This is a genomic window from Pseudomonas sp. B19(2017), from assembly GCF_002113165.1.
Lineage (GTDB): Bacteria > Pseudomonadota > Gammaproteobacteria > Pseudomonadales > Pseudomonadaceae > Aquipseudomonas.
In genome coordinates this window covers 97,672-121,303 of record NZ_NEJR01000006.1, presented here as the reverse complement: position 1 = coordinate 121,303, position 23,632 = coordinate 97,672, and the positions used below count along the sequence as shown (strand labels likewise).

Here is a 23,632-nt window from a genome sequence, read left to right as displayed (position 1 = left end):
GCGCACCATCAATTTTTTGTGAAAAAGACGCCAACAAATCCGTGAGCAGGCGCCTTTTCTACATTAAAAGAAGTTCATTCAGCGTGTGCTCAGCCAGGCAGGCGTACCTTGGCGTATGGCTCGCGGTCGATGTCCAGCACTTCCACGCACAGCTGGACATCCAGCCCGGCCTGCTCGGGGATGGCCTCACGCAGCACCTCCAGCAGGCTGGCGGACAGTTGCGTTTTCACCTCGGGCGAGCGCCCGCTGAGGATGGCCAGGCGCACATGGGCAAAGGCACGCTCACCGGGAGCGGTGCCCACCCGATAGTGCTTGAAGGCTTCGGCGCGGCTTTTGATGTCGGCCTCGTCGGCGAACTGGCCACTGCCGACCAGGGCGTGATTCAGACGCAGCAGCAGGACGTCGACATTGAGCTCGCGCAGGTTGTCGCTGTATTCAAGGTTCAGGTGAGGCATGGTGCGGGTTCCGGGTCAAGGGGGAGATACGACAGCCTAACCCAGTCCCCTACCTGCGCAAAGGCGACTATCCTCAAAGGTCAGAACCATTCGCCAACCCCCGACAGAGGTGAAGAAATGCCAGTTCCGCATGATCTGCTCGCTGACCTGCACGTTACCGCTGATGCATTCCAGGCGCTCATGGACAAGGACCAGACGCTGCACTCACTGCACAAGGAATACAACGCCAAAGACAAGGAGGTAGTCGCCGCCGAAGGCAACGGCACCAACGACGAAGCCGTCAACCGCCTGCGCAAGGAGCGGTTGCTGATCAAGGACAAGATCGAACGGATCATTCATCCGCCCAAATCCTGAACGCCAGTTCCCGCATTACCGGCAAGCCATCCTTCACGCGCGCCTGGCGAGGCCTTCGTGAACGGTCGGCTTGCCGGCCGGCCAATACCGACGACCCTGCACTCAGCGCCCTCGCGTTCTCGCAACGCTTGGCACCTGCGCCTTGGCCGGGCTGGCCAGGGTGCCGAAAGGCATCACCGCACGCACCTGAGGCGTTTCGCAGCTGTGCAGGCCGAGGAACACCGTCACCACCTCATGCACATGCCGCGCGGCCTGCTCCCCTTGCAGCGGTTCGCAGATTCCGATCAGCACCCGGAAGTAATCATCCCCCTTGAGCAGGCAGAAGAAGCGCTCCGCCGCCTTCTGCGGGTCCTCGATGTGCAAGCGGCCTGCCAGCGACGCGCGCATCAGCAGGTTGGTCATTTCCCTGAGCATGTGCCGTGCACCGGCCTCGTAGAACATGCAGGCCAGCTTGGGCTCCTGATTGGCCATGGCGACGATGACCCGCTGCAGGGCTACAGCCTCGCTGCTGCATATCAGCTCCAGGTACTTGATGCCGATATTGAGCAACACCGTCTCGATGCTGGCATGCGGTGAAAATTCGAACAGCCGCTCAGGTAGCTGCTCATCGCACTTGGCCGTTATCGCCGCGGAGAACAGCGTGGCCTTGTCTCGGTAATGGTTGTACACGGTCAATTTCGAAACACCCGCTTCTGCGGCGATGGCATCCATGCTGCTACCCTCGTAGCCTTTGCTCAGGAACAGGCTCTTGGCCGCCTCCAGCACCGCTTTACGTTTGGCCTGATCCTTTGGGCGCCCCGATTTGCTCACCAGTACTGTTTGCTTGGTCATGTGGTTTTCATTCCTTTGTTGTATTGGCAGACGCGGCTTGCAGCGAGGCAAGCCGGCCTGGTCAGGATTTGCGGTTTTTGGCTACCCGGTCAGATAAGCCAGGCTCGCAAGGTTTAAAGCACCGATGACGTGCGCGGGTCAGCGTGGATCAATGCTCGGTAGCGCGACTGCGGCGCTTTCAACACCACCCGGCGCTGGACGCCTGAGAAAGTGGTGAATGACATAGGGAATGCCCAGTGCGTTGCAGAGCAGCGATACCAGGACCGCCAGCGCGCAGAACAGGCCAAACAATCGGGTGAAGTAGGACTCCCCTACCCCGAGTACGAGGAACCCGGCACACAGCACCAGGCCGCCGACCCACAGGGCTTCACCGACATCGTCGAAGACCAGCCTGACCACCTGCCGGGCCGTCAGCTGCGCCGGCGCTTGCCTGGCGTGGTAGAAGCAATGCAGCGTCGCATCCACCACCAGCCCGAACATGATGCAGCCGATCATCGAAGTGCCCACGTTGATCGACAGCCCCAGGGCGCCCATCACCCCGAACACTGCCACCAGCGGCAGGATGTTGACGATCACCGCTACCACCGCTGCCGCCCAGGAGCGGGTGAGGATGAAAAACGCCACGAGCATGGACAGCACGGCCGACAACAGGCTCCACGCCATGCCGTCGAGCAGCAGCTTGACCATCACCGACTGCATGACCGAGTAGGAGGTCAGATGATGCTCGAAAACGCCGGGATGGCTGTCCAGATAACCCTGGACCTGATCCAGCACTTGCTGCAGTTGCGCATGCGGCATCTGTTGCAGGCGGATGCGCACCCGGGTGAACTGGTTGTCATAGTCGATGAAGCGTTTCAGGTCATGGTCCGGCCCGGCCAGCGAGTAGGTGAACACATACTGTTCCGCGCTCTCGCGGCTGGGCGGCAGGGCCTGCTGACGGCTATCCCCACCCTCCACTTCACGGTGAATGTCCTTGAGGAAATCCACCACCGACAGGCTCTTGTCCACGCCCGGGATCTGGCTGATGAACCCTTGCAACGCGACAATCTCGCGCAACGCCTCGGGCTCGAGCACGCCACCCGCGTGTTCGGTCGCAAGGCTGATCTCGAGGTTGGACACTCCGCCCAGCTCACGTTCTATGTAATCTGTGGAAACGTGGATTGGCGCCGTCTTGTCGATGAAATTGAGGAACGAGGCTTCCACATGCAGGCGCCCGATCGGCAGAACGGCCAGCACCACCAGCGCGATCGAGACATAGGGCAGCAACCTGGGTGAACGGTACAGCGGCTCGAAGCGTTGCACCCACCTGGCATGATTTTTCGGCTCGCTTCGACGCACCCGGCGCGAAGCCGCGCATTCCAGCAGGAATGGCATTACCAGGCAGGACAGCAGGTAAGCGAAGATGGCTGCCAGTGATGCGATGACACCGAATTGACGAATCGGGGCCACCTCGCTGAGTGCCAGGTCGAGAAAGCCGAATGCCGTGGTGAGCGCGGTCAGGAAGCACGGCATGAGGTTCTGCCGCAAGGAAAACCGCACAGCATCCAGCACCGGCATCCCCTGGTCGAGCCCCTGACGATAGGCGCCCAGCAAGTGCAGGCAGTCCAGTACGGCGACGCACATCATGATCGATGGCAAACCAACCGTGACGGCGTTCATGGGCAAGCCCGCTCTGGCCATCCCGCCCAGCAGCAGCAGCGTGCACAGCGTCACCACTGCCAGCATCACCATCACATCGCCCAGGTTGCGCAGAAACACCAGCAGCAACACGAACAGGATCAGCGCGGTGAGCGGTATGAATGTCTGAAGGTCTTTCCACATGTCGCTGGTCACTTGCTGCTCTACGACCGGTTCACCGGCAACGTAGTATTTCGCATGACCGCTGTCGTTCATGATCGCGTGCACGCCCGACAAGATCCGCTCGAACTTGCCTTCGGTAGCCGCCAGGTTCGCTTCGAGCAGGATGGCCGTGACCTGGCCGTCTGGCGAGACCAGGTCACGAAGATACAACGGGCTGCCGAGCAGCTTGTCCACCACCCGTTGCCGGTCGTACGCAGCAGGGTTGGCCAAGGCCTTTTCAGCCGGCAGGATGTCCAGCGCCTGCTGCTCGCCAAGCATGATGTCGACCGAGGCAATGCTGGTTGCCTTGGCTACATCGGGTAGCTGCTCCAGGCGCGTGGTCAGCGCCTGTAAGCTGGCCATCTGCTCGCCGGTGAACAGCGATTGAACCGGCAAGGCGATCACCAACAGGCGGTCATCGCCGAACCGTTGCCTGAATTGTTCGTATTGCTGGCGTTCGAGGTTGTCCTCGGGCAGGAAGGTATCGATCGAAGCGTCGAAACGCAGGTTCATCACACCAGGCGCAACCGCCAATACGACCAGTACCACCCAAAGCGCGTTGAACCGGCGCCAATTGATCAGAAATCGAATTATTGCTTCCATGCCCATGTTGGTCATCTCGCCCACCGGCGATCCTGTTTGTTATGGATAGAACTTCAACTGGTCCCTGCGACCAATTGAGCGATGATTATTCCTGCCAACGCGAAGAGGCAGACGATGCCCACGGCATAAGACAGCGTGCGCCATGGCTGCCAGCGCGCCAGATAAGTCACGGTGTGAACGACGCGGGCAACGGTGAACAGCGAGAACAACCACACCGCCGGTTCGGCCGGCCCGTCCAGCAGGACGTAAATACCGCCGAGCACAAAGAACAATGGAATGTTCTCGAGGTCGTTCATCCAGGCCTGGGATGCCCGTGATACTTGGGGCAGTTCTTCGGCACTGGCGGCCCTTCCGACAAAACTCGCATCTTCGGCATTCTTGAATGTCATGCGGCCGATGCGGTAAACGCCCTGGTAACATGAAATGGCAAACATCTTTAAAAACAGCACCAACACGCACAGGGTATAGCTGTAAAGAACTACGCTCATATCTACTCCTTTAGATCAACTTTCCGGTCTAGGACATTAACGTCCCGGGGGCCAGCCCCCGGGGCCGTCACAGTATAATGGTCATAGCCCGGTCAGGCGGCACCTAAAGCGATACGCGACGGACGAACTCCTCGGTGTCGAACTCGAACGCAAGTTTCGCGCCGGTGGCCTTGTCCGACCCCCAGCCTTCCTTGAGCACGGTCATTACCGTCTGGCGGAAGCGTGGCGAGGTAATCCACATCAGCGAGAACATCTTGTTGCCCATGATCATCTTGTTGATCGCCCGCGATGCAATCGCCAGCGAGGGGACCGGCGTTTCCACGCAGTGCCACCACCAGTGCGGGGAAAACAGCACGTCCCCCGCTTCCAGCGTGGTGGTGTATTTGGGGATGTAGCGATACAACGGGTAGCCGTCCGCTTCGATCTCGTCATGGCTTTTGCGCCAGTCGAGCATGGTGGCGGCGTAGAACATGTCCTTGCGCGTGATCGGGTGCATCCACATCGAATGCTTGGGATGCACGAACGTCCATTTCTTCACGCCATTGATCATGGTGAACAGGTTCGGCCCGCCAGTGCAGTGCCACCCCGAGATCACCCCACCGGCCGAGAGGAACATCTGCGTCGACATGATGCGTTTGTCGCGCGTGCTCAGGTACTTGCCCAAAGTTGCCAGGTCGAGTTCCTGGCGCAACTCGGGGTGCTTGTTGAACAGGTCTTCGGTGTGGCCCGGGTAGTAGGTGCCACCACCGAGAATGTTCTCGACCACCTCTGCTATCGGCAGGTCGATGTACTGCAACGCCTTCTCGTTCAGCTCGTTGCCGCGCACCCGGGTGGCCACCTTCACATCGCCGTAGTGTTGCGCCAGGTATTCTGGCGTCCATTTGCGTACCGACTCCCAGTGTTTGGCCGCGCCACGGAATACCACCGGGGTGTTGGGCTCCAGGTAGAGCTTGTGGAAGTTCTCGGCTGACAGCGCGTTGATGTCGACCTCGGGCACCGGCAAGGTCGGGCCGTCGCCATACGCCCTGGACTGTTCCTGGATACGCGCCTCGATACGGCGGGTGCGTTCGATGCAGGCGGGGGTACCGTAGGGGCCATGTTCCTTGCGCCCGACCAGGTAGTACCGACGCAGGAAGTCCGCCCAGTAGCGGCTGCGGGTGAGCCAGTCGATCTTCGGATCGTGGCTCAGATCGATGGTCGGGAAGTCCGCCTGTGCGAAACTGTTGTGCGACCTCATTGCTTTGTCCATTGCCTTGCTTCTCCCTGCTGGGTCATTGAGATTGACTGTTGAACTGCGGCTCGGCATCCCGCGCCACGCTGGGCGCGGATCGGCTACCGAACAATCTGGCCAGGGCCTGTACCCCCCAATCGGTCAGGCCGATTTCCTGTAGTTCGGCCATCGCCTCGCCGAACAGGAACTGCCTGACGTGCGGGCGCAGTTCCAGCGCCAGCAGGTCGATGCGGATGGCCACGGCGGGCGTGTTGTACTTGCTGTAATAGCGCACCTCGGATATGGCACCGACGCCCATGAAGCGATACAGCGCCTGGTGCTTGGGTGGCACGGCGAACACCACATCGGTGCAGTCACGGCTGAACTTGGCGTGCTGCAGGGCAATACGGAACAGCGAGTACACGCACAGCATCCGGTCAGGGTCGTGAATGCTGTAGTTCATCGCGCCGAAATGCTCGGTGCCGACCGCCAGCATGCCGAACTCGACAAGGCGCCTGCCTTGTTTGCGCAAGGGCTCCAGGCAGTCGGCAAATACCGCGTCCATGGGCAGCCCCTGCTCCGAATCGGGAATAGAGGTCAGGGTCATGGCCACGGCCTGCTCCACCTTGCCAACGAACGTCACCGTCTGCGGGTTGAGCAGAAAACCGTTGGTGTACAGCCCATTCTCGGCCGGCTCGGCCAGGCCTTTGGCGAAGTAGGCGTCATACACCAGGCGATAGGCGGCCTCTCGCTCGTCGACGGACTTGGCCTGGGTTAGCGACAGCGGCACCGCCGCACGCTTGTCGGTGGCCGGGCAAAGCGGCTGGAACCCGCCAACGCGCCCGGCTGCCGCAACGGCCTGGTCAACGCGCAGGCGCTGGCAGAGCTGTTTGACATCGCGCGGCCACTGCCGTGACACCTGCGTCGCGCAGGGGCTGCAACGCACCGAAGCAAGCTGGCCCGGCCCGTTCACCTGTACCTGCACGACCTGCGCCTCGAAGGCAATGTCGCGCCGGGCAATCTCGTCCTTTCCCGCCAGTGCCAGCACCTGCCCGGGTTGCACGGCCAGTTCCAGGTCCAGCGTCAAGCTGCTCTCGCCCAGCTCGCGCAAATACGCGGTCACCGGCACGCCTTCGCCATCAGCGCCACGCAGGTTCACGGTCCAGGGCATTGCGCCTGCGTCAACGCCGCTTCTTTCCACGTCGGTATTCAACATAGGTCTCATCAGCATCACTTCCCATTTTTTTACGTGAACATCCCTATCGGTACTTTCTGAACCCTTGCTCATCACCCAGCGCGTTTTTCTCCCTGGCCAAACAACACCTGGGGTTGCGCTGCCGGGGCCTGGCGACGAGGCGTGACCCGCCGCACCACTGGCAGGGTAATCACCGTCGCCAGCAGTGCGACCACCATGAGAATCGCGTAGAGGTCTGGCGTGATGACGCCGATTTCCAGGCCTACGGTGAGCAAGATGATTTCCATCACGCCTTTGGTGTGCATCAGGGTGGCGAGCACGAATGCGTCGGGCCGGTCCAACCCGGTGAAGCGCGCAGCCAGGTACGAACTCCCAGCCTTGCCCACCGCCCCCACCAGGAAAAACAACCCGCCCCAGGCCAGCAGCCCCGGCCAACTGGCGGCATCGATCTGCACGTTCATCGCGGCCGTGCCAAAGAACAGCGGCGCGAAGAACAGGTTCACCAGCGGTTGTGGGCCTTTTTCCCAGAACTCGCGCAAGCCCTTGTGCTTGCGGAAGGCAATACCCGCGACGAATGCGCCGATGGTGACGTGGGCGTTGGCCAGGTCGGTGATGACGCAGAAGGCGAACAGCACGATCAAGGCAGCGATCAGGGGCCTGGACGGGTCGCAACCCGCAGCTGCCCCCGCCGCCCCTACCAGGCGGCGGCTGACCACCAGTTCGGCGACCGCCACCAGCACCACCAGGGTGATGGCGGAATAGAAAATGCCCGACGTGCCTTTGCTCGACAGCACCACCAGCACCAGCGACAAAGCGAACCAGGCGAGGATGTCGGTGATCACCGCGGCATTCATCACCAACGGCGACAATGAACGATGCGGGAACCGCGGATCAGCGAGGATCCCGGCCAGCACCGGAACCGCCGTGGCGCCCATGACGACGCCGAAGAACAGCATGTACGGCAGCCGCTCGACATGCCCTGAAAACACACCATGGCTGACATGCCCGAGCAGCATGCCCGCCAGGCCCGCGCCAATGAAGCCGCACAGGGCAATCGGCAAGGCCTTGCCTGCCTTGGCTTGCGCTGGGCCAGGTTCTGTCGCCCCGGCTTCCAGGCCAAGGCCGAACATGATGAAGATCAGGCCGATTTTGCCCAGTACCATCAACCCCGAAAGGTTGGCGAACAGTGCGCTGCTCAGGCCCGGGTCGAATGCACCGAGGACCATGGGCCCGACAACCACGCCGGTCAGCAGGTAGCCGATGACGGCGGGTTGCCCCAGCCAGTAGCTGATGCGGCCCAGGCAATGGGAGATCCCGAGGATCACCAGTAACTGCAGGAAAATGCTTGCTGTGTTCATGGCCATTCAGTCCTTGGCTAGCGGGTTGCATGCGTGCTGCCCATAAGCCCGCCGCGGGTCCGTTACGCGGCTTTGCCTGGTAAACCAGGCATGCGCAGAAACGCCCAGCAGCGCGATCAGGCAGACCATGACGCTGTAGATGATCGCGGCGATGGCCATGTCGACACTGCCAATCAGGCTGGCGATGACCATCGCCAGCGCGCTGTTCTGGATGCCGATCTCGACAGTGATCGAGCGCCGCTGCTCGCGGCCCAGCCCGGCCAGCCACGCCACCAGCCAGGCCAGGCCCATGGTCGCGCTGAACAGAACCAGCAGGCTGGCCCCCAGGCGCGAGGCGTAGTCTTCGAGCAGCGCGTACTCCCGGACCACCACGGTCAGGATCATCAGCATCAGGAAGGCGAAGCCGAGCAGGCGCAGCGGCTTCTGCAGCCGAACGCTGGCGTTCGGCCATTGACGGGCGATCAGCATGCCCAGGGCCAGCGGCAGCAAGGTGAGCAGAAACAGCCGCCATACCGTTTCGCCCATCGGCAGGCGCACCTCGTGACTGAACAGGCCGAAGTGCGCCAGGGCCAGCGAGGCCAGCAACGGCACACTGACAAACGCCACGCAGCTGGAAATCACGGTAAGCGAGATCGACAGCGCCACATCGCCCTTGACCAGGTAAGTGATGGTGTTGGAGGCCACGCCGCCGGGGCACAGCGCCAGAATGATCACGCCTAGTGCCAAGGCGCCGTCCAGCGCGAACAGCCAGGTGACCCACACGCCCACCAACGGCAACACCACCACCTGGCCCAGGGTACCGATCACCACACCCGCAGGCGCCCGGAGCAGGTTGGCAAAATCCGCGACCTCAAGGCCCAGCCCCATCCCGATCATCATCACGAACAGGATGACCGGCGCCAGGGTCCTGGCCAGTTCTATGGTTTCCATGTGCATGCCTCTGAAGTGTTCGCGGCGAGTCGAGCCTGGAGAAAGGCCACGACCTGTTCCTGGGCCTGGTAAGTGGGATGGCTTGGGTGGTCGACGTAGCTCACCCCCAGCACCGAATGGGCCCAGCGGCCGATCCCGTGCGGGTTGCGCGCACTGGAGTCGATTTCGCATGCCACGAAGCGCTCGCCGAAGGCCTGTTTCAGGCTTTCGAAGCGCGCGTTCGGCACTGCTGGGTCGCCCGTGAAGCGCAGCCCCAGCACCGTGATGTCCTGCTCGCTGGCGCGCCGGCTGATGGTTTCCAGTACCGCGTGCTCTAGGCCCAGTGCCCCTGCTTTGCCAGCAGACAGGGCAAACGGCAGCGACGGGTTGGCGAGCACCGGGGCAATCACCGCGGCATCCGCCATCATGGCCAGGCCGAAACCACCGGTCAGGCACATCCCGATCACGCCTACGCCGGGCCCCGCACAGGCCTCGTGGGCGCAACGGGCCAACGCTCGCAGCCAGTCGGTGATCGGGCTGCGGCGCCGGCTGGCCAGCACCTTGAACTCCCGCGAGATACACACCTTGCCCATGCAGCTGGCCACGGATAACGCCGAAACCCGCACCCCGGGCTCACCGAACAACACCGGCAGCCAGACGCTCAGGCCGGCGTCTGCCAGCCGACGGGCCAGCCGCACCACCCCCTCATGCAACCCGGGGACCTCATGCATCAACAACACGGCCGGCCCTTCGCCCAGGCGAAAGACCTGGCGCGACACGCCTTCATGAGAGAAGCGGAAGTCCGTGAAACCTGCGAACAGTCCGCTGGAGAATGCTGTATCGCTCATCGATACCATCCTTGGTTGAAACATTGGAAAGGGCGGCGCGGCCGATTTCGCTCATGGCCGGCACCGCCAGCGGTCAGGCGAAATCGTGGGCCCGGCCGGCCTTGTGTGGCTGGCCCCGGTCGCGCGGCGCCTGCTGCACTGGCGCCATGCGCAAGTCTTCAAGACGCAAGCCCAGTTCGCGCAGCGAACGGTCGATATGCCGGCCCATGAAAATCCGCCGGCGCACCATGAAGTCCATCAGCGCGAAAATGATCCGCCAGCGGGTACGCCCCGCCTTGCCTTCGCGCACCAGCTTGGCGAACTCCGGTTTGTACGGGTTGTAACCAAGGTGCTTGAGGTCCGAATACATCAGCAGCCAGTTCAAGGTGAAGTTGCTCAGTACCGGGTTGGCGTGCACCTTGTCCTGGACCAGCCCCAGTTCGATGACCGCCCTGGTGACACCTGCCTGGTCGTAGTCCCAGGCATGAAACGGGGCCAGAATGCGCGGCAGCCTGACCTGCCCAGGGTATTGCTGCGGGTTCCAGAACAGCGCCCGCTCGTGCTCCTCGAACACCCCGTTGGCGAACAATTCATGCGGCGTCCAATCCTGGGCAATACGTTCCGGGGCCATTTCGTAGAGCATGCGTTCGGGCTCCGGCTGGCCAGGCGAATAGCCGGTGAAAATCAGCGGGATGTCTTTCTCGAGGGCAAACCGCAACAGGTCGCCCTCACGAATATCCAGCCAGAAATAGCAAACGGTGTGCACCGCCCCCTTGGGGCCTTGATTCATCAGCAGGTGGCGGATGAAGCGGCGGTAGACACTCTGCACCGGGCGGTGCACGTGATGGTCTACCCCCAGGGCCTTGATGGTGCGGCGAATGTTGTCCCAGGTTCTGGGCGGTATGTCGTAGTCGCTGGTATACGCCAGCACTTTCAGGCCGTAATCCTTCACCAGCCGATGCAAGAGGTAGCAACTGTCCTTGCCGCCGCTGAAGGAAACGATGCAGTCGTACTGCCTGCCACTGCCCTTGGCGGCGCGTAGCGTCGACTCCAGATCGTGCTGAAACTGCATGCGCCGCGCCTCCTGGCGCTCATTGCCACCTCCCTGCGCTACGCGGCACAGGTTGCAGATACCGTCAGAGTCGAGTGCCACCCCTTCGACGGCATCGGTCAGCAAGCAGGTGACGCACACTTTCTTGAACATACCGACCAGCTCCTTTCTATCCTTGTCGTATTCGAATAACAGTCCGTGTCAGATCACGCGCCGACCGTCGCCCGGCTGTGCTGCAGGCGGGCGTAGGCCTGCCGGGCCAGTTGCAAGGCCTCACCGAGGAAATCGCCATAAGCGGTCAGTGCCCGCTCGCCAATGGCAACCAGGTGGTCGGTGAACTCGGGCTTGGCCTTGATCAAATTGGCAACGACGCGGAAGTTGATATCGGTATGGCCAAAGTCGAAGCGGACATGTTCGGCCAGGAACGAAATGCTTTGCTGGCCACGCTCGCACAATGCCGCGCTGCAAGCTTTCATCAGCGGTGGGCCATATTGCGTGGTGATCAATTCAATCTCGACATCGATTGCAAGTTCCGCCCATGGCGCATCGCCCGCTACAACATCCTTGTGCAACTGGTGATAACGGCGCACCGACGGCGTCAAGTTGGAAACCAGCAAATCGTCGGCATTGAACGGCATGCCCGGGTTGTTCAAGTTCCACAGGTCGACCAGTTTGCGCACATCCGCAGCCGCCCATTCGTGATGGCCATCTTCTTCTTCGGTGTGTTCCTTGAAAAACTCGGCCAGGTCATGCAGGCCCAACGCCTCGCAGCGCATGCCGGCGGTGGCCAGATACTCGGGGATAGGCGTTGTCAGCGCGGCACTCATGGCGCTCCAGTAGATCATGAAGAGGTTCAGCAACCGAGGCTCCATCGGCGCGTTGAACAAGGCCTGTACATCTTCACGGCTAGCAAACCTTTCCCGCGCCACGGCCATACGTGTCTGGTACTCGTTGATCATTTCCGGGGTCAATTCAACATTCATTTTTCACGCTCCTTTGTAGGATCAATTAAAACCTTATATATCCAGATTTCGGCTGCACGCGGGTGCAAGCACCAACTTGTCGGTTCTTGTCCAGCGTTAACCTTTACCGCCAATCGATGTACCGCACGTTGTTTGATCAGAAGTAGTAATGAACCCCCGCATACAGTTGGTCGTTATCTCGAAACTCACCGAATATGCCTTCGTCATGCCCGGCAAAGTGCATGCCGCCGGCCCGCAGCTCCCAGTCGTCGGTCACCCGCCAACGCACTTGCAAGCGCATGAAACGGTCGGTCATGTTCATGAACTCGCGCCCCTGGAACTCCAGCCAGACATCCTCCCCTTTCAAGGGAACATTGACCCGCCAGGTCACGCTCGGCCGGTATTTGTCCGGTTGCATCTGGCCGTTGTGGTTGCGGATGTAATCCAGGGTGTACTGCAGGTTGACGTAGGTACGCGAAGCGAAGGTGTAATCCATGCCCGCCACGCCCCTGAGCGTGTCCCGGCGTTCCACCAGGCCGGGTACGCTGAGGTCGTAGGAGACGTAACCGGCGTCGGTCACGTAGGCCAGTTCTCCGCGCAGGCCGATGCCGTCGCGCCCCGATTCGAACGCGATCGAGCTGGTGTGCTGGCGGGCGTGGTACGGCTGCACCGTGCCGATTGCCTTGCCCCCCGGGTCGAACCCCTGGATATCGGCACGAAACGCCGCCAGCTGCTCGAAGTGATAGGCGTAGTTGAACGACAGGTCGTAATTGTCACCACGCAACACCCGGCGCAGCGCGAACACGCTTTCACCCAGCCCGCCCGACTCGATGGCGGTGGACCGCTCGGGCAGGCCCAGGCCACGCACATAGTTGTTCTCGACGAACAAGCTCCACTCTTCCCCTGGCTGCGCCAGCAGGTCCTGGCGGAACTGCGGCTGCCAGACCATCTCCACGAAACCGCCATCGTCGAGGAAGTAGCGGCCACTCACCGCCGTCACCGGCCACTTGCGCTCAAACCGGGTATGCACCAGGAAACTGCGAAAATCCTGCGGGGTGAAGCTGTCGATCACGCTGACTTCATCGGCCACACCCCACTGGATCACCTGGCGACCGATACGCCAGTTGGTGCTCTCGCCATCCCATTCCACGAATGCCTCCCAGAGCCGGACCTGGCTTTCGTTCTCGTCAGCCGTGCCGCGCATGTCCTTGTGCTCCAGTTCCATATCCGCCGACAGCACCGTGCGCAGGCCATCGCCCTGATGGTCCAGTTCCACCCGGGCACGCCCGCGCTGGCCGCTGTCCAGGTTGGACTTCAACGCGCTGGAGCCCACTTCACCACCGCTGCCAAGCCCGGCGGCCGAACGCACATCGACAAAGCCGGTGACCGTGCTCTGCCCGTGCGGGCCTGCCCATGCCTGGCTGCTCGCAAGCGGCCCAGTGGCCATCAGCAGGGCAGCGGCCAGCCCGTGGAGGTAACCGCCCATTCACTCCACCATCCCGTTGGTTGCCTCATCGACCACCCGCTGGATCTCTGCCGGGTAGGCAAAGTGCTCGATGCCTTTCTCCATCTGCCGCACCGATACCAGTGCAGCGGGCAGCCCGACATTCACCTGGACCCAACGTCGCTCCAGTTCGGTCTGGTGGCCATTGCGAAAATCCTTCACCTGGACCAGGCGCTCGTAAAGCGCATCGCCGTAAGCCCGGACATCGCTGCGCCGGACTTGCTTGATCAACGTGCCCACGCTGTCGAAGAAGTCGATCCGGCTGGGGAAGTAGCTGCCATCCGCACGAATGTAATAGCGGCGCTTGGCATAGGCGGAGTTCGACGAAGGCTTGGCCACGCAGTCGATGACATGCACGGCAAAGCCGTCCTCGCTGGCCTGCTCCACGTAGCGGTAGGTCCAGTCTTCGAGGTTGAGCTTCTGCAGGTCCTCGTAGATCAGGTCCGAGCCCACCCAGGTCTGGTGCTTCGAGGAAACCCGCCTTACCCGGCTGGCGGCCGGCAGGAACAGATACTGCAAGTCCTCGGCATCACGCACTTCCTCGTTGAAAGTGGCGATGTTGCGGATGCTGCGCGGGTAGAAGAACTTTTGCAGGTCGAGATCGCCTTGCTGGCTTGCCAGGTGATACCACAGCAGGCCACGCTGGCGGCGCACGCCTGCCTGGTCGGTCAGGGTCACCATCAGCATCGACACCGAGTCGTTGCCAATCGGGCGGCCTTCGGAGCGTTCGATCACTGCCCTGGGCTCCTCGGCCGGCGCCGTGGCCTCCGCCAGTGCCAGCGTCGGGCAACACAGCCAGGCAAGCAGGAATATCCGCTTCATGCGTGCATGCCTCCCGCCTGTCGATAGGTCGCCAGCAAGCCACCGGCCATGCCTTTAGGGCGGTACACCTCCTCCAGGCCGACAAACTGGTCGGTTTCTGCCAGAGCCGCGCGAATGGCGGCTGCAGCCGCCTCCAAAGCGCGCTGGCTCTTGCCGGGTACCGCAATCGCAAAGCGCACCTGAGCATCCCCCTGTTCGCTCGAAGCGCCTGGGTTGAGCGCGCCGCGTACACCATGGCTGACATACAGGTGATTGAGGAACGCGCGCGCCGGGCACAGGTGCGCTGCCATGCCGGCGAACGCCGCGCTGCCATGCAGGAACAGCCCATGCGCACCGGCACTCAGCCCGCGACCGGCACCCACCAGGCCATGCAGACGACGCACCTGATCAATGCGTGCACGTACGCGTTCCACCAGGCCGGACGGCTCGTGCATCGCCGCCAGCAGCCGGCGCTTGCCCATCAGGTCCAGGCCGCTGCCGAAGATCAGCGCCTGGTCGAGGCATCGCTCGAACAAGGCACGCTCACGCAGCGCCAGGAACCCGCCGATGGTCGTCGGCATTTCCTTGGTCGCACTCATCAACACACCGTCAGCCAGCTCGCACATGGCCTTGACGATGTGCAACTCGTCACTGTCGTGCCAGCCGCTGGCGTGTTCACGGACCAGGCAGGCATTGCTGATGATCCGCGTCGCATCGAGGATCAGCGCAATGCCGTGCCGGGCAGCCACTGCCTTGATTACCTGCAGGTTCTCGACCGACATCGGCGCACCGCCGATGGCGTTGGTGCACGGTTCCAGCACAATGAACGGCACCCGCTGACGCCCCACGCGACGGATGGCGCGCTCCAGCGCGGCACTGTCGAGGTCGGCAGCGAACGCGCCGTTGCCATCGACCGTCGTCACGCTGCACAGCGAAGCGCCCTTGAGCCGAACGTGAGCCTCGAGCGTGGGGAACGGCGCACTGCCCAGCACGCAGTCCCCTGGTGACACCAGGGCATTGACCAACAAGGCTTCGGCCAGCCGCCCCTGGGCCACGGCAATCACCTGTGGCAGGTTGAAAAGCCCGGCGAAGGCATTCGACAACTGCTCGTCCAGCTCGCGGTCAGCGTCCTGCTGTGCGGGGAAGCTTGGATAGGCCCGGTGCATCAGGCTGTCTGTCTGGTAGTCATCCAGCACCAGGCGTGACGGTACCAGGTCGAGATTGAAGCCGTGCCGGACGAGAATCTGCGCACGGCCTTCGGCGGTTTCTGCCTGCAACGTCATGCCAGCGCCCCTTGCGTGACGTCGAGCACCTTGTGATTCATGCGGTTGAGGTCGAAGAACATCACCTTCGGCAGCACGATCGGCTCGCGGAAACCCGGCACCAGGTCATGCAGCAGGTAGTTGACGCACTCGGTCGCCAGCAACGATGTGGCGATCAGCACGCCAACCGCTACCGTCGGTACCTTGCCGACTTCCAGGCTGCGGACGATGGCCTGCATGTGCTGCGGCACGAAGATTTCGTCGAAAACCCGTGGTAGCGAGCCCTGCTCCTTGGCGCCCTTGAGCGTCTCGGTCCAGTAATCCATGGCCAGCCCATCGGGCGCGGAGCACAGGGCGAAACAACCGAAGCCCATGATCGGCCCCGCGACGCTGAACACCCCTCGCTGGCGTGCCTTGGCGTGGATCGATTCGCGCAGCACGTGGGTGACGTTGGCGTCCAGGCAGTCGACCAGGATATCCGCGCCGCCGAGGAACTCGTCCTGGTTATCGGCAGTGATACCCTCGACGAAAATCTCGACCTTCGCCTGCGGGTTCAGGTCGAGAATCAGCTCGCGATAGACCAGCGCCTTGTTGCGGCCCAGCGTGGCCCCGGTCGCAGCCCATTGGCGGTTCATGTCCGGCGGATCGAAAACCCCCGGGTCCGCCAGTTTGAACGTCTGTACGCCCATGCGGCACAGCGTCAGGGCCATGGCGCCGCCCACGCCGCCGCAGCCGGCGATGACCACGCAGCTGGAAGCCAGCCTGTCGATGCCTGCCTCGGTCAACAGTGCAAGCGAGCGGTTCAGCATATCGTCGTTGCTCATCATGAGCCTCCTTGTTTCCACCTATGTAAATCTTCGCCTCGGGGTTGCCGAACGCTTGCCCGGCCCCCCCCGCAGACGTCTGATCCAGCCTTGCCATCCTGCGCAACGGGCGTGACGCAACTTGTTGCGGCCCGGTCGATGACCCGGGGCCTTGCTGCCCACACCATTAAACTAACGAGTCAATTAAGTAACCAAATTCCAAACACAACTCCGCCGCCATGCAAGTTCAACACGCGTAACAGAGCGCTGAACGGGCATTATTAAAACTGTCAGTTCATTATCACCATTATTAAACTTGAACGTTTACCTGCATGCTTTCCAAGCGCCTATATTGTTAAACCGGCAAGTTTAATTCCGACCTGGAAAAACCCTGAAAAACCGGTTCGAAACAGGCAGCACGACAGGTATCACAGCCTCGGCGATAGAAAATAAAATTCTTATAAATCAACAAGATACTGAACAAGAAACGAAACCATACCCACGCACTGGCCGTAGCCGCTTGCGCACAGGCAGGTGCACTTCCGATACGCCCAGGTACATCGCCTGGCGTTCTCCGGAAGAAACAGTCATTAACTTATAACGAAGACGATACTAAACGCAGAACCCACACTATTCAAGCAACTATTTTTGCAGTTTTGAATTTCCGGGATATTTGCGACGCACTCCGACACGCAGCGACATCTCTGCGCTGGCGTATTAAAACTGAAATATTCGACTTTTGTAGCGGGCGTTTATCCAGGCAAGCGCAGCCCCGACAACGGTCGTGTCGAGGCTGTACCTGGCAGCGGCGGTGGCGTTACGCCACGGCCATGGCCGCGAACGCGGCATTCAGGTCGTCGATCAGGTCGCGGTGATCCTCGATCCCCACCGACAGGCGCAGCAGGTTTTCGCTGATCCCCATCACGCCCTTCTGCTCCGGACTCAGCGAGCAGTGCGACATGCTCCAGGAGTGGTTGATCATGCTTTCCACGCCACCCAACGAGTCGGCCAGCACGAAGATCTGCAGCGCCTCGACCAGGCGGTTGAGTGCAGCGCGGTCGCCCTTGACCTTCATCGCCACCACCGCCCCGCCACTGCGCATCTGCCGTTTGCACAGCTCATGCTGCGGGTGGCTTTCCAGCCCCGGGTAATACACCTGCTCGATCTGCGCGTGGCCTTCCAGGAAGCGCGCTACCTGCAGGGCATTGGCACACTGGCGCTCCATGCGCACATCCAGGGTCTTCAGGCCGCGCAAGGCCAGGTAGCAGTCGAATGGCCCCTGTACCGCGCCAATCGCCATGCTGATGCGGCGCAGGCGCGCCAGCAGCGCTTCATTGGCCGCGACCACCACGCCCCCGGTCAGGTCGGAGTGACCGCCGATGTACTTGCTGGCCGAATGCATCACCAGGTCGACACCCAGACTGATCGGGCGCTGGTTCCACGGCGAGCAGAAGGTGTTGTCGATACAGGTGAGGATGCCCCGCGCCCTGGCCAGGTCGCACACCGCCTTGATATCGACCAGGTGCAGCAGCGGGTTGGTCGGCGACTCGATCCAGATCAGCTGGGTATTCGGTTGGATGGCGGCGGCCACGGCGTCGAGGTCGTTGAGGTCGACGTAGGTGGTGGTCAGCCCCGAGGTGTGGCTGCGGTAGTCTTCGAGGATGCGGAAGGTGCCGCCATAGACACCGTTCATCACCACCACGTGCGCATCCTTGGGCAGCAGCTCGAGCACCGTGGCGGTGGCGTTCACGCCCGAGGCGCAAGCGACCGCGCCAACGCCCTCCTCCAGAGCGGCGACACAGGTTTCGTAGGCATGCCGGGTGGGGTTGCCGACACGGCTGTAGGAGTACTCCGGCTTGTCGTCCAGGCTGCGCTTGGTGAACGAGCTGGCGGTGACGATTGCCGGGAAGATGGCGTTATCGGCGACGCTGAACTGCTCGCCGGCGTGAATGGTACGGGTGGCAAAATTGCGCAGCTTGTCGGACATGGTCAGGCCCATTGGCAGAGAGAAAGCCACCACTATCGCACAAGCCAAAACTTCCAGGCTTGGGGTAATCTGTGAAATATTTTTCGCCACGGCCCCCGCGCAATATGGACAGCTTCGACCAGCACATTCTCACCCTGCTTCAGCGCGATGCGTCGATCTCGCTCAAGGACCTGGCCGAGGCCGTCAACCTGTCTACCACGCCGTGCTGGAAGCGGGTCAGGCGCCTGGAGGAAGACGGCTACATTGTCGGCCGCGTAGCCCTGCTCGACCCGGAACGGCTGGGGCTGGGGCTGACGGTGTTCGTCCAGCTCAAGACCCAGCGCCACGACAGCGCCTGGCTGGAGCAGTTTGCCGCGACCGTGACCGGGTTCGAGGAGGTGATGGAGTTCTACCGCATGTCGGGCGACTGGGATTACATGCTGCGGGTGGTGGTGGGGGATATTGCGGCGTATGACCGGTTCTACAAGAAGCTGATCACCAGTACTGACGGGCTGTCGAACATCACGTCCAGTTTTGCCATGGAGCAGATGAAGTACACCACGGCTTATCCGGTGCATCGTTCCTGATCGGTGCTGGGTTCTTCGCGGGCTTGCCCGCTCCCACAGGTGCTGAAAACTGGGGGGTCCCTGTGGGAGCGGGCAAGCCCGCGAAGAGGCCAGCACAGGCAACCGATCAATCCGCGGCCAGCACCGCCGCAATCCGGCTCCCGGCCTTGGCCTTCTCGACCTTGATCGCCACAAACTTCGAAGTCGGGGTATAAGTTCCCTCGCCATAGCTTTCCAGCGGCACCAGCGGGTTGGTCTCCGGATAATAGGCCGCCGCCTGCCCCTCGGGCACGTCATACGCCACCAGGCGGAACCCCGACACTCGCCGCTCCACGCCATCTTCCCACAGCGACACCAGGTCCACATGTTCGCCCGGCTCGAAGCCCATCCGGCGAATGTCGACTTCGTTGACAAACACCACTTCACGCAGGCCGAACACCCCGCGATAACGGTCGTCCAGGCCATACAGGGTGGTGTTGTACTGGTCGTGCGAGCGCAGGGTCTGCAGGATCAGGTCGGGCTTGTCGCCGCGCGCCAGCACCTTGGCATTCACCAGTTGCTCCGGCAGCAGGTGCGGGCTGAAGCGTGCCTTGCCAGTGGCCGTGCGCCAGGTACGGTCGGCAGCGTTGTTGCCCAGGTGGAAGCCGCCCGGGTGCTGCAGACGCTCGTTGAAATCGGTAAAGCCGGGGATCACATCGGCAATCATGCTACGGATGCGGCCATAGTCGGCAACAGCGTATTCCCAGTCGATCGGCTGCTTGCCCAGGGTCGCCTGGGCCATGCCGGCGATGATCCACGGCTCCGAGCGCAGGTGCGGCGAGCGCGGGCGCAGCTGGCCGTGGGAAATGTGCACCATGCTGAAAGTGTCCTCCACGGTCACGCCTTGCGGCCCGTTAGCCTGCATGTCGATTTCGGTACGGCCCAGGCATGGCAGGATCAACGCATCGCGGCCGGTGACCAGGTGCGAGCGGTTGAGCTTGGTGGAAATCTGCACGGTCAGCGCGCAATTGCGCATGGCGGCATGGGTGCGCGGCGTATCCGGCGTGGCCTGGGCAAAGTTGCCACCCAGGCCGATGAACACCTTGGCCCGCCCCTCTTCCATGGCCTTGATCGCCAGCACCGCGTTGTGCCCGTGGGCACGCGGCACACGGAAGCGGAAGCGTTTTTCGATGGCATCGAGCAACGCCGCCCCGGGCTTCTCGTCGATGCCCATGGTGCGGTCGCCCTGCACGTTGCTGTGGCCACGCACAGGTGACAGACCGGCGCCGGGCTTGCCAACATTACCGCGCAGCAGCTGCAGGTTGACGATTTCCTGAACGGTCGGCACCGAATGACGGTGCTGGGTTACGCCCATGGCCCAGCACATGATTACCCGTTCGGCCTTGCGGTACATGCGCGCGGCCAGTTCGATCTCGGCCTGGGTCAGGCCCGATTGCTCGACGATGTGCGCCCAGGGCGTGGCATCCACGGCTTCCAGGTAGGCGTCGATGCCACTGGTGTGCTCGGCGATGAAGGCATGGTCGAATACTGCCGGCTCGCCGTTGGCCTGGGCCTCGCGCTCCCACTGCAGCAGGTATTTGGCAACGCCGCGCATCACTGCCATGTCACCGCCCAGGGCCGGTCGGAAGTAGGCCGTGTTGGTTGGCTCGGAGCCATTGCTGAGCATCTCGAACGGGTGCTGCGGGTGCTGGAAGCGCTCCAGGCCGCGCTCTTTGAGCGGGTTGAAGCAGACCACCTGGGCACCACGCTTCACCGCTTCACGCAGCGGTTCGAGCATGCGCGGGTGGTTGGTGCCAGGGTTCTGGCCGATGACGAAGATGGCGTCGGCCAGCTCCAGGTCATGGAACACCACGGTGCCCTTGCCCACGCCGAGGGTTTCCGACATGCCCACGCCGCTGGCCTCGTGGCACATGTTCGAGCAGTCGGGGAAGTTGTTGGTGCCGTAGGCGCGGACGAACAGCTGGTAAAGGAACGCCGCCTCGTTGCTGGCCCGGCCCGAGGTGTAGAACTCGGCCTGGTCGGGCGAATCGAGTGCGCGCAAGTGCTGGGCTATCAGCGCAAAGGCTTCTTCCCAGCTGGTTTCGACATAGTGGTCGGTGGCCGCGTCGTAGCGCATCGGGTGGGTCAGGCGGCCCTGGTACTCCAGCCAGTAGTCGGTCTGTCCGGCCAGCGCACTGACGCTGTACCTGGCGAAGAACGCCGGGTCCACCGAGCGGCCGGTGGCCTCCCAGTTGACCGCTTTGGCGCCGTTTTCGCAGAACTTGACCATGTCGTTTTCCGGCGACTCGCCCCAGGCGCAGCCGGGGCAGTCGAAGCCGCCGTTCTGGTTGGTCTTGAGCATGGCCCGCAGGTTCTTGAAGGCATTGTCGCTGCCCAGCCAGCTCTTGGTCACGCTCTTGAGCGCCCCCCAGCCGGCGGCGGCGCCCTTGTAGTCCCTGATATGTTGGTCCTGGCTCATGCGATGAATCCTCACGCTTCGATGCTTTTTTTCAGCCTATGGAGCGCGGGGTAGAGCCGTCCAATCGAAAGATCTTACGGGGTGATAGGCGGTTTCGATCATGCGCCGGCGATGATGATAGAAACGGTCGATCAAATGGTCGGGCAAAGCAATTTGACGGCCTTGCCCCCAGGTTATAGCTTGGAGTGCAGTCCCAACCCATTCGAGCGCGAACGTGGAACAGAACAGCCGGGCCCTGATCGACGGCTTCAACCGGAAAATCGACTACCTGCGGATGTCGGTCACCGACCGCTGCGACTTCCGCTGCGTGTACTGCATGGCCGAAGACATGCAGTTCCTGCCGCGCCAGCAAATCCTCAGCCTCGAGGAACTGTTGCAGGTGGCCGAGCGCTTCGTCGCCCTCGGCACCCGCAAGATCCGCCTGACCGGCGGCGAGCCGCTGGTGCGCCAGGGCATCGTCGACCTGTGCGGGCGCATCGCCGCCCTGCCCGGCCTGCGTGAATTGTGCCTGACCAGCAATGGCTCGCAACTCGGGCGCCTGGCCCAGCCGCTGTTCGACGCTGGCGTGACGCGCCTGAACATCAGCCTCGACAGCCTGGACGCCGACCGCTTCAAGCAACTGACCCGCACCGGCGACCTGCACCAGGTGATCGCCGGCATCGACGCCGCCCGCCAGGCCGGCTTCAAGCGCACCAAGCTCAACTGCGTGGTCCTCAAGGGCCGCAACGATCATGAACTGGTCGACCTGGTGCGCTTTGCCATCGACCGCGAACTGGACATCACCTTCATCGAAGAAATGCCCTTGGGCGTGATCAGCGAACATGAACGCGGCGAGTCGTTCTGCTCCAGCGATGAAGTACGTGCGCTACTGGCCGAGCAGTTCACCCTGGTCGAGTCGACCGAGTCGTCACATGGCCCGGCCCGTTACTGGCGCCTGGCCGAAGCCGCCAACACTCGGGTCGGCTTCATTTCGCCACACAGCCACAACTTCTGCGCCACCTGCAACCGCGTGCGCCTCACCGTCGAAGGCCGCCTGCTGCTGTGCCTGGGCAATGAGCACTCGGTGGACCTGAAGCAGGTGCTGCGCGCCCACCCCGGCAACCCCCAGCGCCTGGAAAAGGCCATTCGTGATTCATTGCACCTCAAGCCCTACCGCCATCATTTCGAAGTCGGGGGCGACGTGCAGATCCTGCGTTTCATGAACATGACCGGCGGCTAGGCAGCCGCCCCTGGATTTCCATGATCGTCCACCCCACCCCCGATGTGCTGCGTGTGCTGTTCACCCTCAAGGGTTCGATCGTCAAGCGCATTGCCCTGCGCTGCCTGATGGTGACCCTGCTGGCCGCACTGATCGTGCTGGTCGAGCGCCACTACCCGGCGTTTTTCTACCCGGTCAGTGCCACGCCGTTCACCTTGCTTGGCCTGTCGCTGTCGATCTTCATGAGCTTTCGCAACAACGCCTGCTACGACCGTTGGTGGGAGGGGCGCAAGGCCTGGGGCAAGCTGATCATTGAAACCCGCTCGTTCGTGCGTGAAAGCGTGGTGATTACCGACGAAACCCTGCGGGCCGAACTGTTGCGCAGCCTGTGCGGCTTTGCTCATGCGCTGAATGCGCGGCTGCGTAACGAGGACGAACTGGCCGCCGCCCGGCCCTGGCTGGCCCGGCCCGAAGCGATCAGCCCGCACAATGTGTGCGATGCCATCCTGCGCGAAATCGGCGGGCATTGCTCGCGGCTGGCCGAACGGCAACAGATCAGTGACTGGCGTTACAGCCTGCTGGAGCAACGGCTGGCAGGCCTGACCGAAGTGCAGGCCACCTGCGAGCGGATCAAGGGCACGCCGTTGCCGTTCCCCTACACACTGTTGCTGCACCGCACCATCTACATCTTCTGCCTGCTGCTGCCGTTTGCCCTGGCCGAACCGCTGGGCTGGCTGGCGCCGCTGTTCACCACCATCGTGGGGTACACGTTCTTCGGCCTGGATGCGATTGGCAACGAACTGGAAGACCCGTTCGGGCGCGATGAGAACGACCTGCCGACCGATGCCATGGTGCGGACCGTGGAGCGCGATGTGCTGGCCGGGTTGGGGGAACAACAGCTACCGCCGGCGTTGTTGCCGGTGGACCATGTATTGAGCTGACCGAATGCAGTGGCCTGTGCCGGCCCTTTCGCGGGTAAACCCGCTCCCACA

At 62.4% G+C, this 23,632-nt stretch carries 21 protein-coding genes; 4 read left to right on the top strand and 17 right to left on the bottom strand.

Annotated features, from left to right (window positions below; translation table 11 throughout):
• Nucleotides 1-89: 89 nt before the first annotated feature.
• Nucleotides 90-455 carry a 5-carboxymethyl-2-hydroxymuconate Delta-isomerase gene (locus tag CAF70_RS11285; protein ID WP_085622909.1) on the bottom strand — a complete coding sequence of 122 codons (366 nt, stop codon included), beginning with the start codon at nt 453-455 and terminating at the stop codon, nt 90-92.
• Between the two features lie 117 nt (nt 456-572).
• On the opposite strand from CAF70_RS11285, the gene CAF70_RS11280 reads away from it, so the two are divergent.
• Complete coding sequence (locus CAF70_RS11280) at nt 573-809, top strand: YdcH family protein (RefSeq protein WP_075046038.1); 237 nt, start codon at nt 573-575, stop codon at nt 807-809.
• A 102-nt stretch (nt 810-911) separates the two neighbouring features.
• Here CAF70_RS11280 and CAF70_RS11275 read toward each other — a convergent pair whose 3' ends face one another.
• The 15 genes from CAF70_RS11275 to CAF70_RS11205 all read right to left on the bottom strand — a co-directional run bounded on the left by CAF70_RS11275 (nt 912) and on the right by CAF70_RS11205 (nt 18,451).
• Nucleotides 912-1,640 (bottom strand): TetR/AcrR family transcriptional regulator, encoded by a 729-nt coding sequence (locus tag CAF70_RS11275; RefSeq protein ID WP_085622907.1) that lies wholly within the window; start codon nt 1,638-1,640, stop codon nt 912-914.
• 138 nt (nt 1,641-1,778) lie between these two features.
• On the bottom strand, nt 1,779-4,097 hold the full coding sequence (locus CAF70_RS11270; protein WP_256573271.1) for an RND family transporter: 2,319 nt from the start codon (nt 4,095-4,097) through the stop codon (nt 1,779-1,781).
• A gap of 38 nt (nt 4,098-4,135) precedes the next feature.
• Nucleotides 4,136-4,570, bottom strand: a complete 435-nt coding sequence (locus CAF70_RS11265; protein WP_085622903.1) for an MAPEG family protein — start codon at nt 4,568-4,570, stop codon at nt 4,136-4,138.
• A gap of 103 nt (nt 4,571-4,673) precedes the next feature.
• Nucleotides 4,674-5,807, bottom strand: a complete 1,134-nt coding sequence (locus tag CAF70_RS11260; RefSeq protein WP_158090317.1) for a cupin-like domain-containing protein — start codon at nt 5,805-5,807, stop codon at nt 4,674-4,676.
• A gap of 34 nt (nt 5,808-5,841) precedes the next feature.
• Entirely contained in the window at nt 5,842-6,951 is a 1,110-nt protein-coding gene (locus tag CAF70_RS11255; RefSeq protein ID WP_085622899.1) for a hypothetical protein, read from the bottom strand.
• Between the two features lie 116 nt (nt 6,952-7,067).
• Complete coding sequence (locus tag CAF70_RS11250) at nt 7,068-8,333, bottom strand: cation:proton antiporter (RefSeq protein ID WP_158090316.1); 1,266 nt, start codon at nt 8,331-8,333, stop codon at nt 7,068-7,070.
• A gap of 6 nt (nt 8,334-8,339) precedes the next feature.
• Complete coding sequence (locus tag CAF70_RS11245; RefSeq protein ID WP_158090315.1) at nt 8,340-9,263, bottom strand: bile acid:sodium symporter family protein; 924 nt, start codon at nt 9,261-9,263, stop codon at nt 8,340-8,342.
• Nucleotides 9,251-10,090, bottom strand: coding sequence for a dienelactone hydrolase family protein (locus tag CAF70_RS11240; RefSeq protein ID WP_085622893.1), 840 nt, complete (start codon nt 10,088-10,090; stop codon nt 9,251-9,253). The genes CAF70_RS11245 and CAF70_RS11240 overlap by 13 nt, the downstream gene beginning before the upstream one ends.
• A 73-nt stretch (nt 10,091-10,163) precedes the next feature.
• Nucleotides 10,164-11,273, bottom strand: a complete 1,110-nt coding sequence (locus tag CAF70_RS11235) for a hypothetical protein (protein ID WP_178076373.1) — start codon at nt 11,271-11,273, stop codon at nt 10,164-10,166.
• A 53-nt stretch (nt 11,274-11,326) separates the two neighbouring features.
• Entirely contained in the window at nt 11,327-12,103 is a 777-nt protein-coding gene (locus CAF70_RS11230; protein WP_085622891.1) for a hypothetical protein, read from the bottom strand.
• Nucleotides 12,104-12,239: 136 nt separating this feature from the next.
• The gene (locus CAF70_RS11225) at nt 12,240-13,568 is read right to left on the bottom strand and encodes a DUF1302 family protein (RefSeq protein WP_085622889.1); all 1,329 of its coding nucleotides are present in this window, start codon (nt 13,566-13,568) and stop codon (nt 12,240-12,242) included.
• Nucleotides 13,569-14,408: an outer membrane lipoprotein-sorting protein gene (locus CAF70_RS11220; protein ID WP_085622887.1), complete on the bottom strand. Its 840-nt coding sequence runs from the start codon at nt 14,406-14,408 to the stop codon at nt 13,569-13,571.
• The gene (locus CAF70_RS11215) at nt 14,405-15,670 is read right to left on the bottom strand and encodes a beta-eliminating lyase-related protein (RefSeq protein ID WP_085622885.1); all 1,266 of its coding nucleotides are present in this window, start codon (nt 15,668-15,670) and stop codon (nt 14,405-14,407) included. The genes CAF70_RS11220 and CAF70_RS11215 overlap by 4 nt, the downstream gene beginning before the upstream one ends.
• On the bottom strand, nt 15,667-16,473 hold the full coding sequence (locus CAF70_RS11210) for a ThiF family adenylyltransferase (RefSeq protein ID WP_158090314.1): 807 nt from the start codon (nt 16,471-16,473) through the stop codon (nt 15,667-15,669). The genes CAF70_RS11215 and CAF70_RS11210 overlap by 4 nt, the downstream gene beginning before the upstream one ends.
• A gap of 796 nt (nt 16,474-17,269) precedes the next feature.
• A complete protein-coding gene (locus tag CAF70_RS11205; protein WP_085622881.1) occupies nt 17,270-18,451 on the bottom strand; it encodes a PLP-dependent aspartate aminotransferase family protein in 1,182 nt (393 codons plus the stop codon).
• Between the two features lie 92 nt (nt 18,452-18,543).
• Here CAF70_RS11205 and CAF70_RS11200 point away from each other — a divergent pair, with 92 nt between their 5' ends.
• Nucleotides 18,544-19,005, top strand: coding sequence for an Lrp/AsnC family transcriptional regulator (locus CAF70_RS11200; RefSeq protein WP_038410090.1), 462 nt, complete (start codon nt 18,544-18,546; stop codon nt 19,003-19,005).
• Between the two features lie 106 nt (nt 19,006-19,111).
• Here CAF70_RS11200 and CAF70_RS11195 read toward each other — a convergent pair whose 3' ends face one another.
• Nucleotides 19,112-21,442: an FdhF/YdeP family oxidoreductase gene (locus CAF70_RS11195; protein WP_085622879.1), complete on the bottom strand. Its 2,331-nt coding sequence runs from the start codon at nt 21,440-21,442 to the stop codon at nt 19,112-19,114.
• 214 nt (nt 21,443-21,656) lie between these two features.
• Here CAF70_RS11195 and moaA point away from each other — a divergent pair, with 214 nt between their 5' ends.
• Entirely contained in the window at nt 21,657-22,661 is a 1,005-nt protein-coding gene (gene moaA / locus CAF70_RS11190) for a GTP 3',8-cyclase MoaA (protein WP_085622876.1), read from the top strand.
• A gap of 20 nt (nt 22,662-22,681) precedes the next feature.
• Nucleotides 22,682-23,581, top strand: a complete 900-nt coding sequence (locus CAF70_RS11185) for a bestrophin family protein (protein ID WP_085622874.1) — start codon at nt 22,682-22,684, stop codon at nt 23,579-23,581.
• Nucleotides 23,582-23,632: the final 51 nt, after the last annotated feature.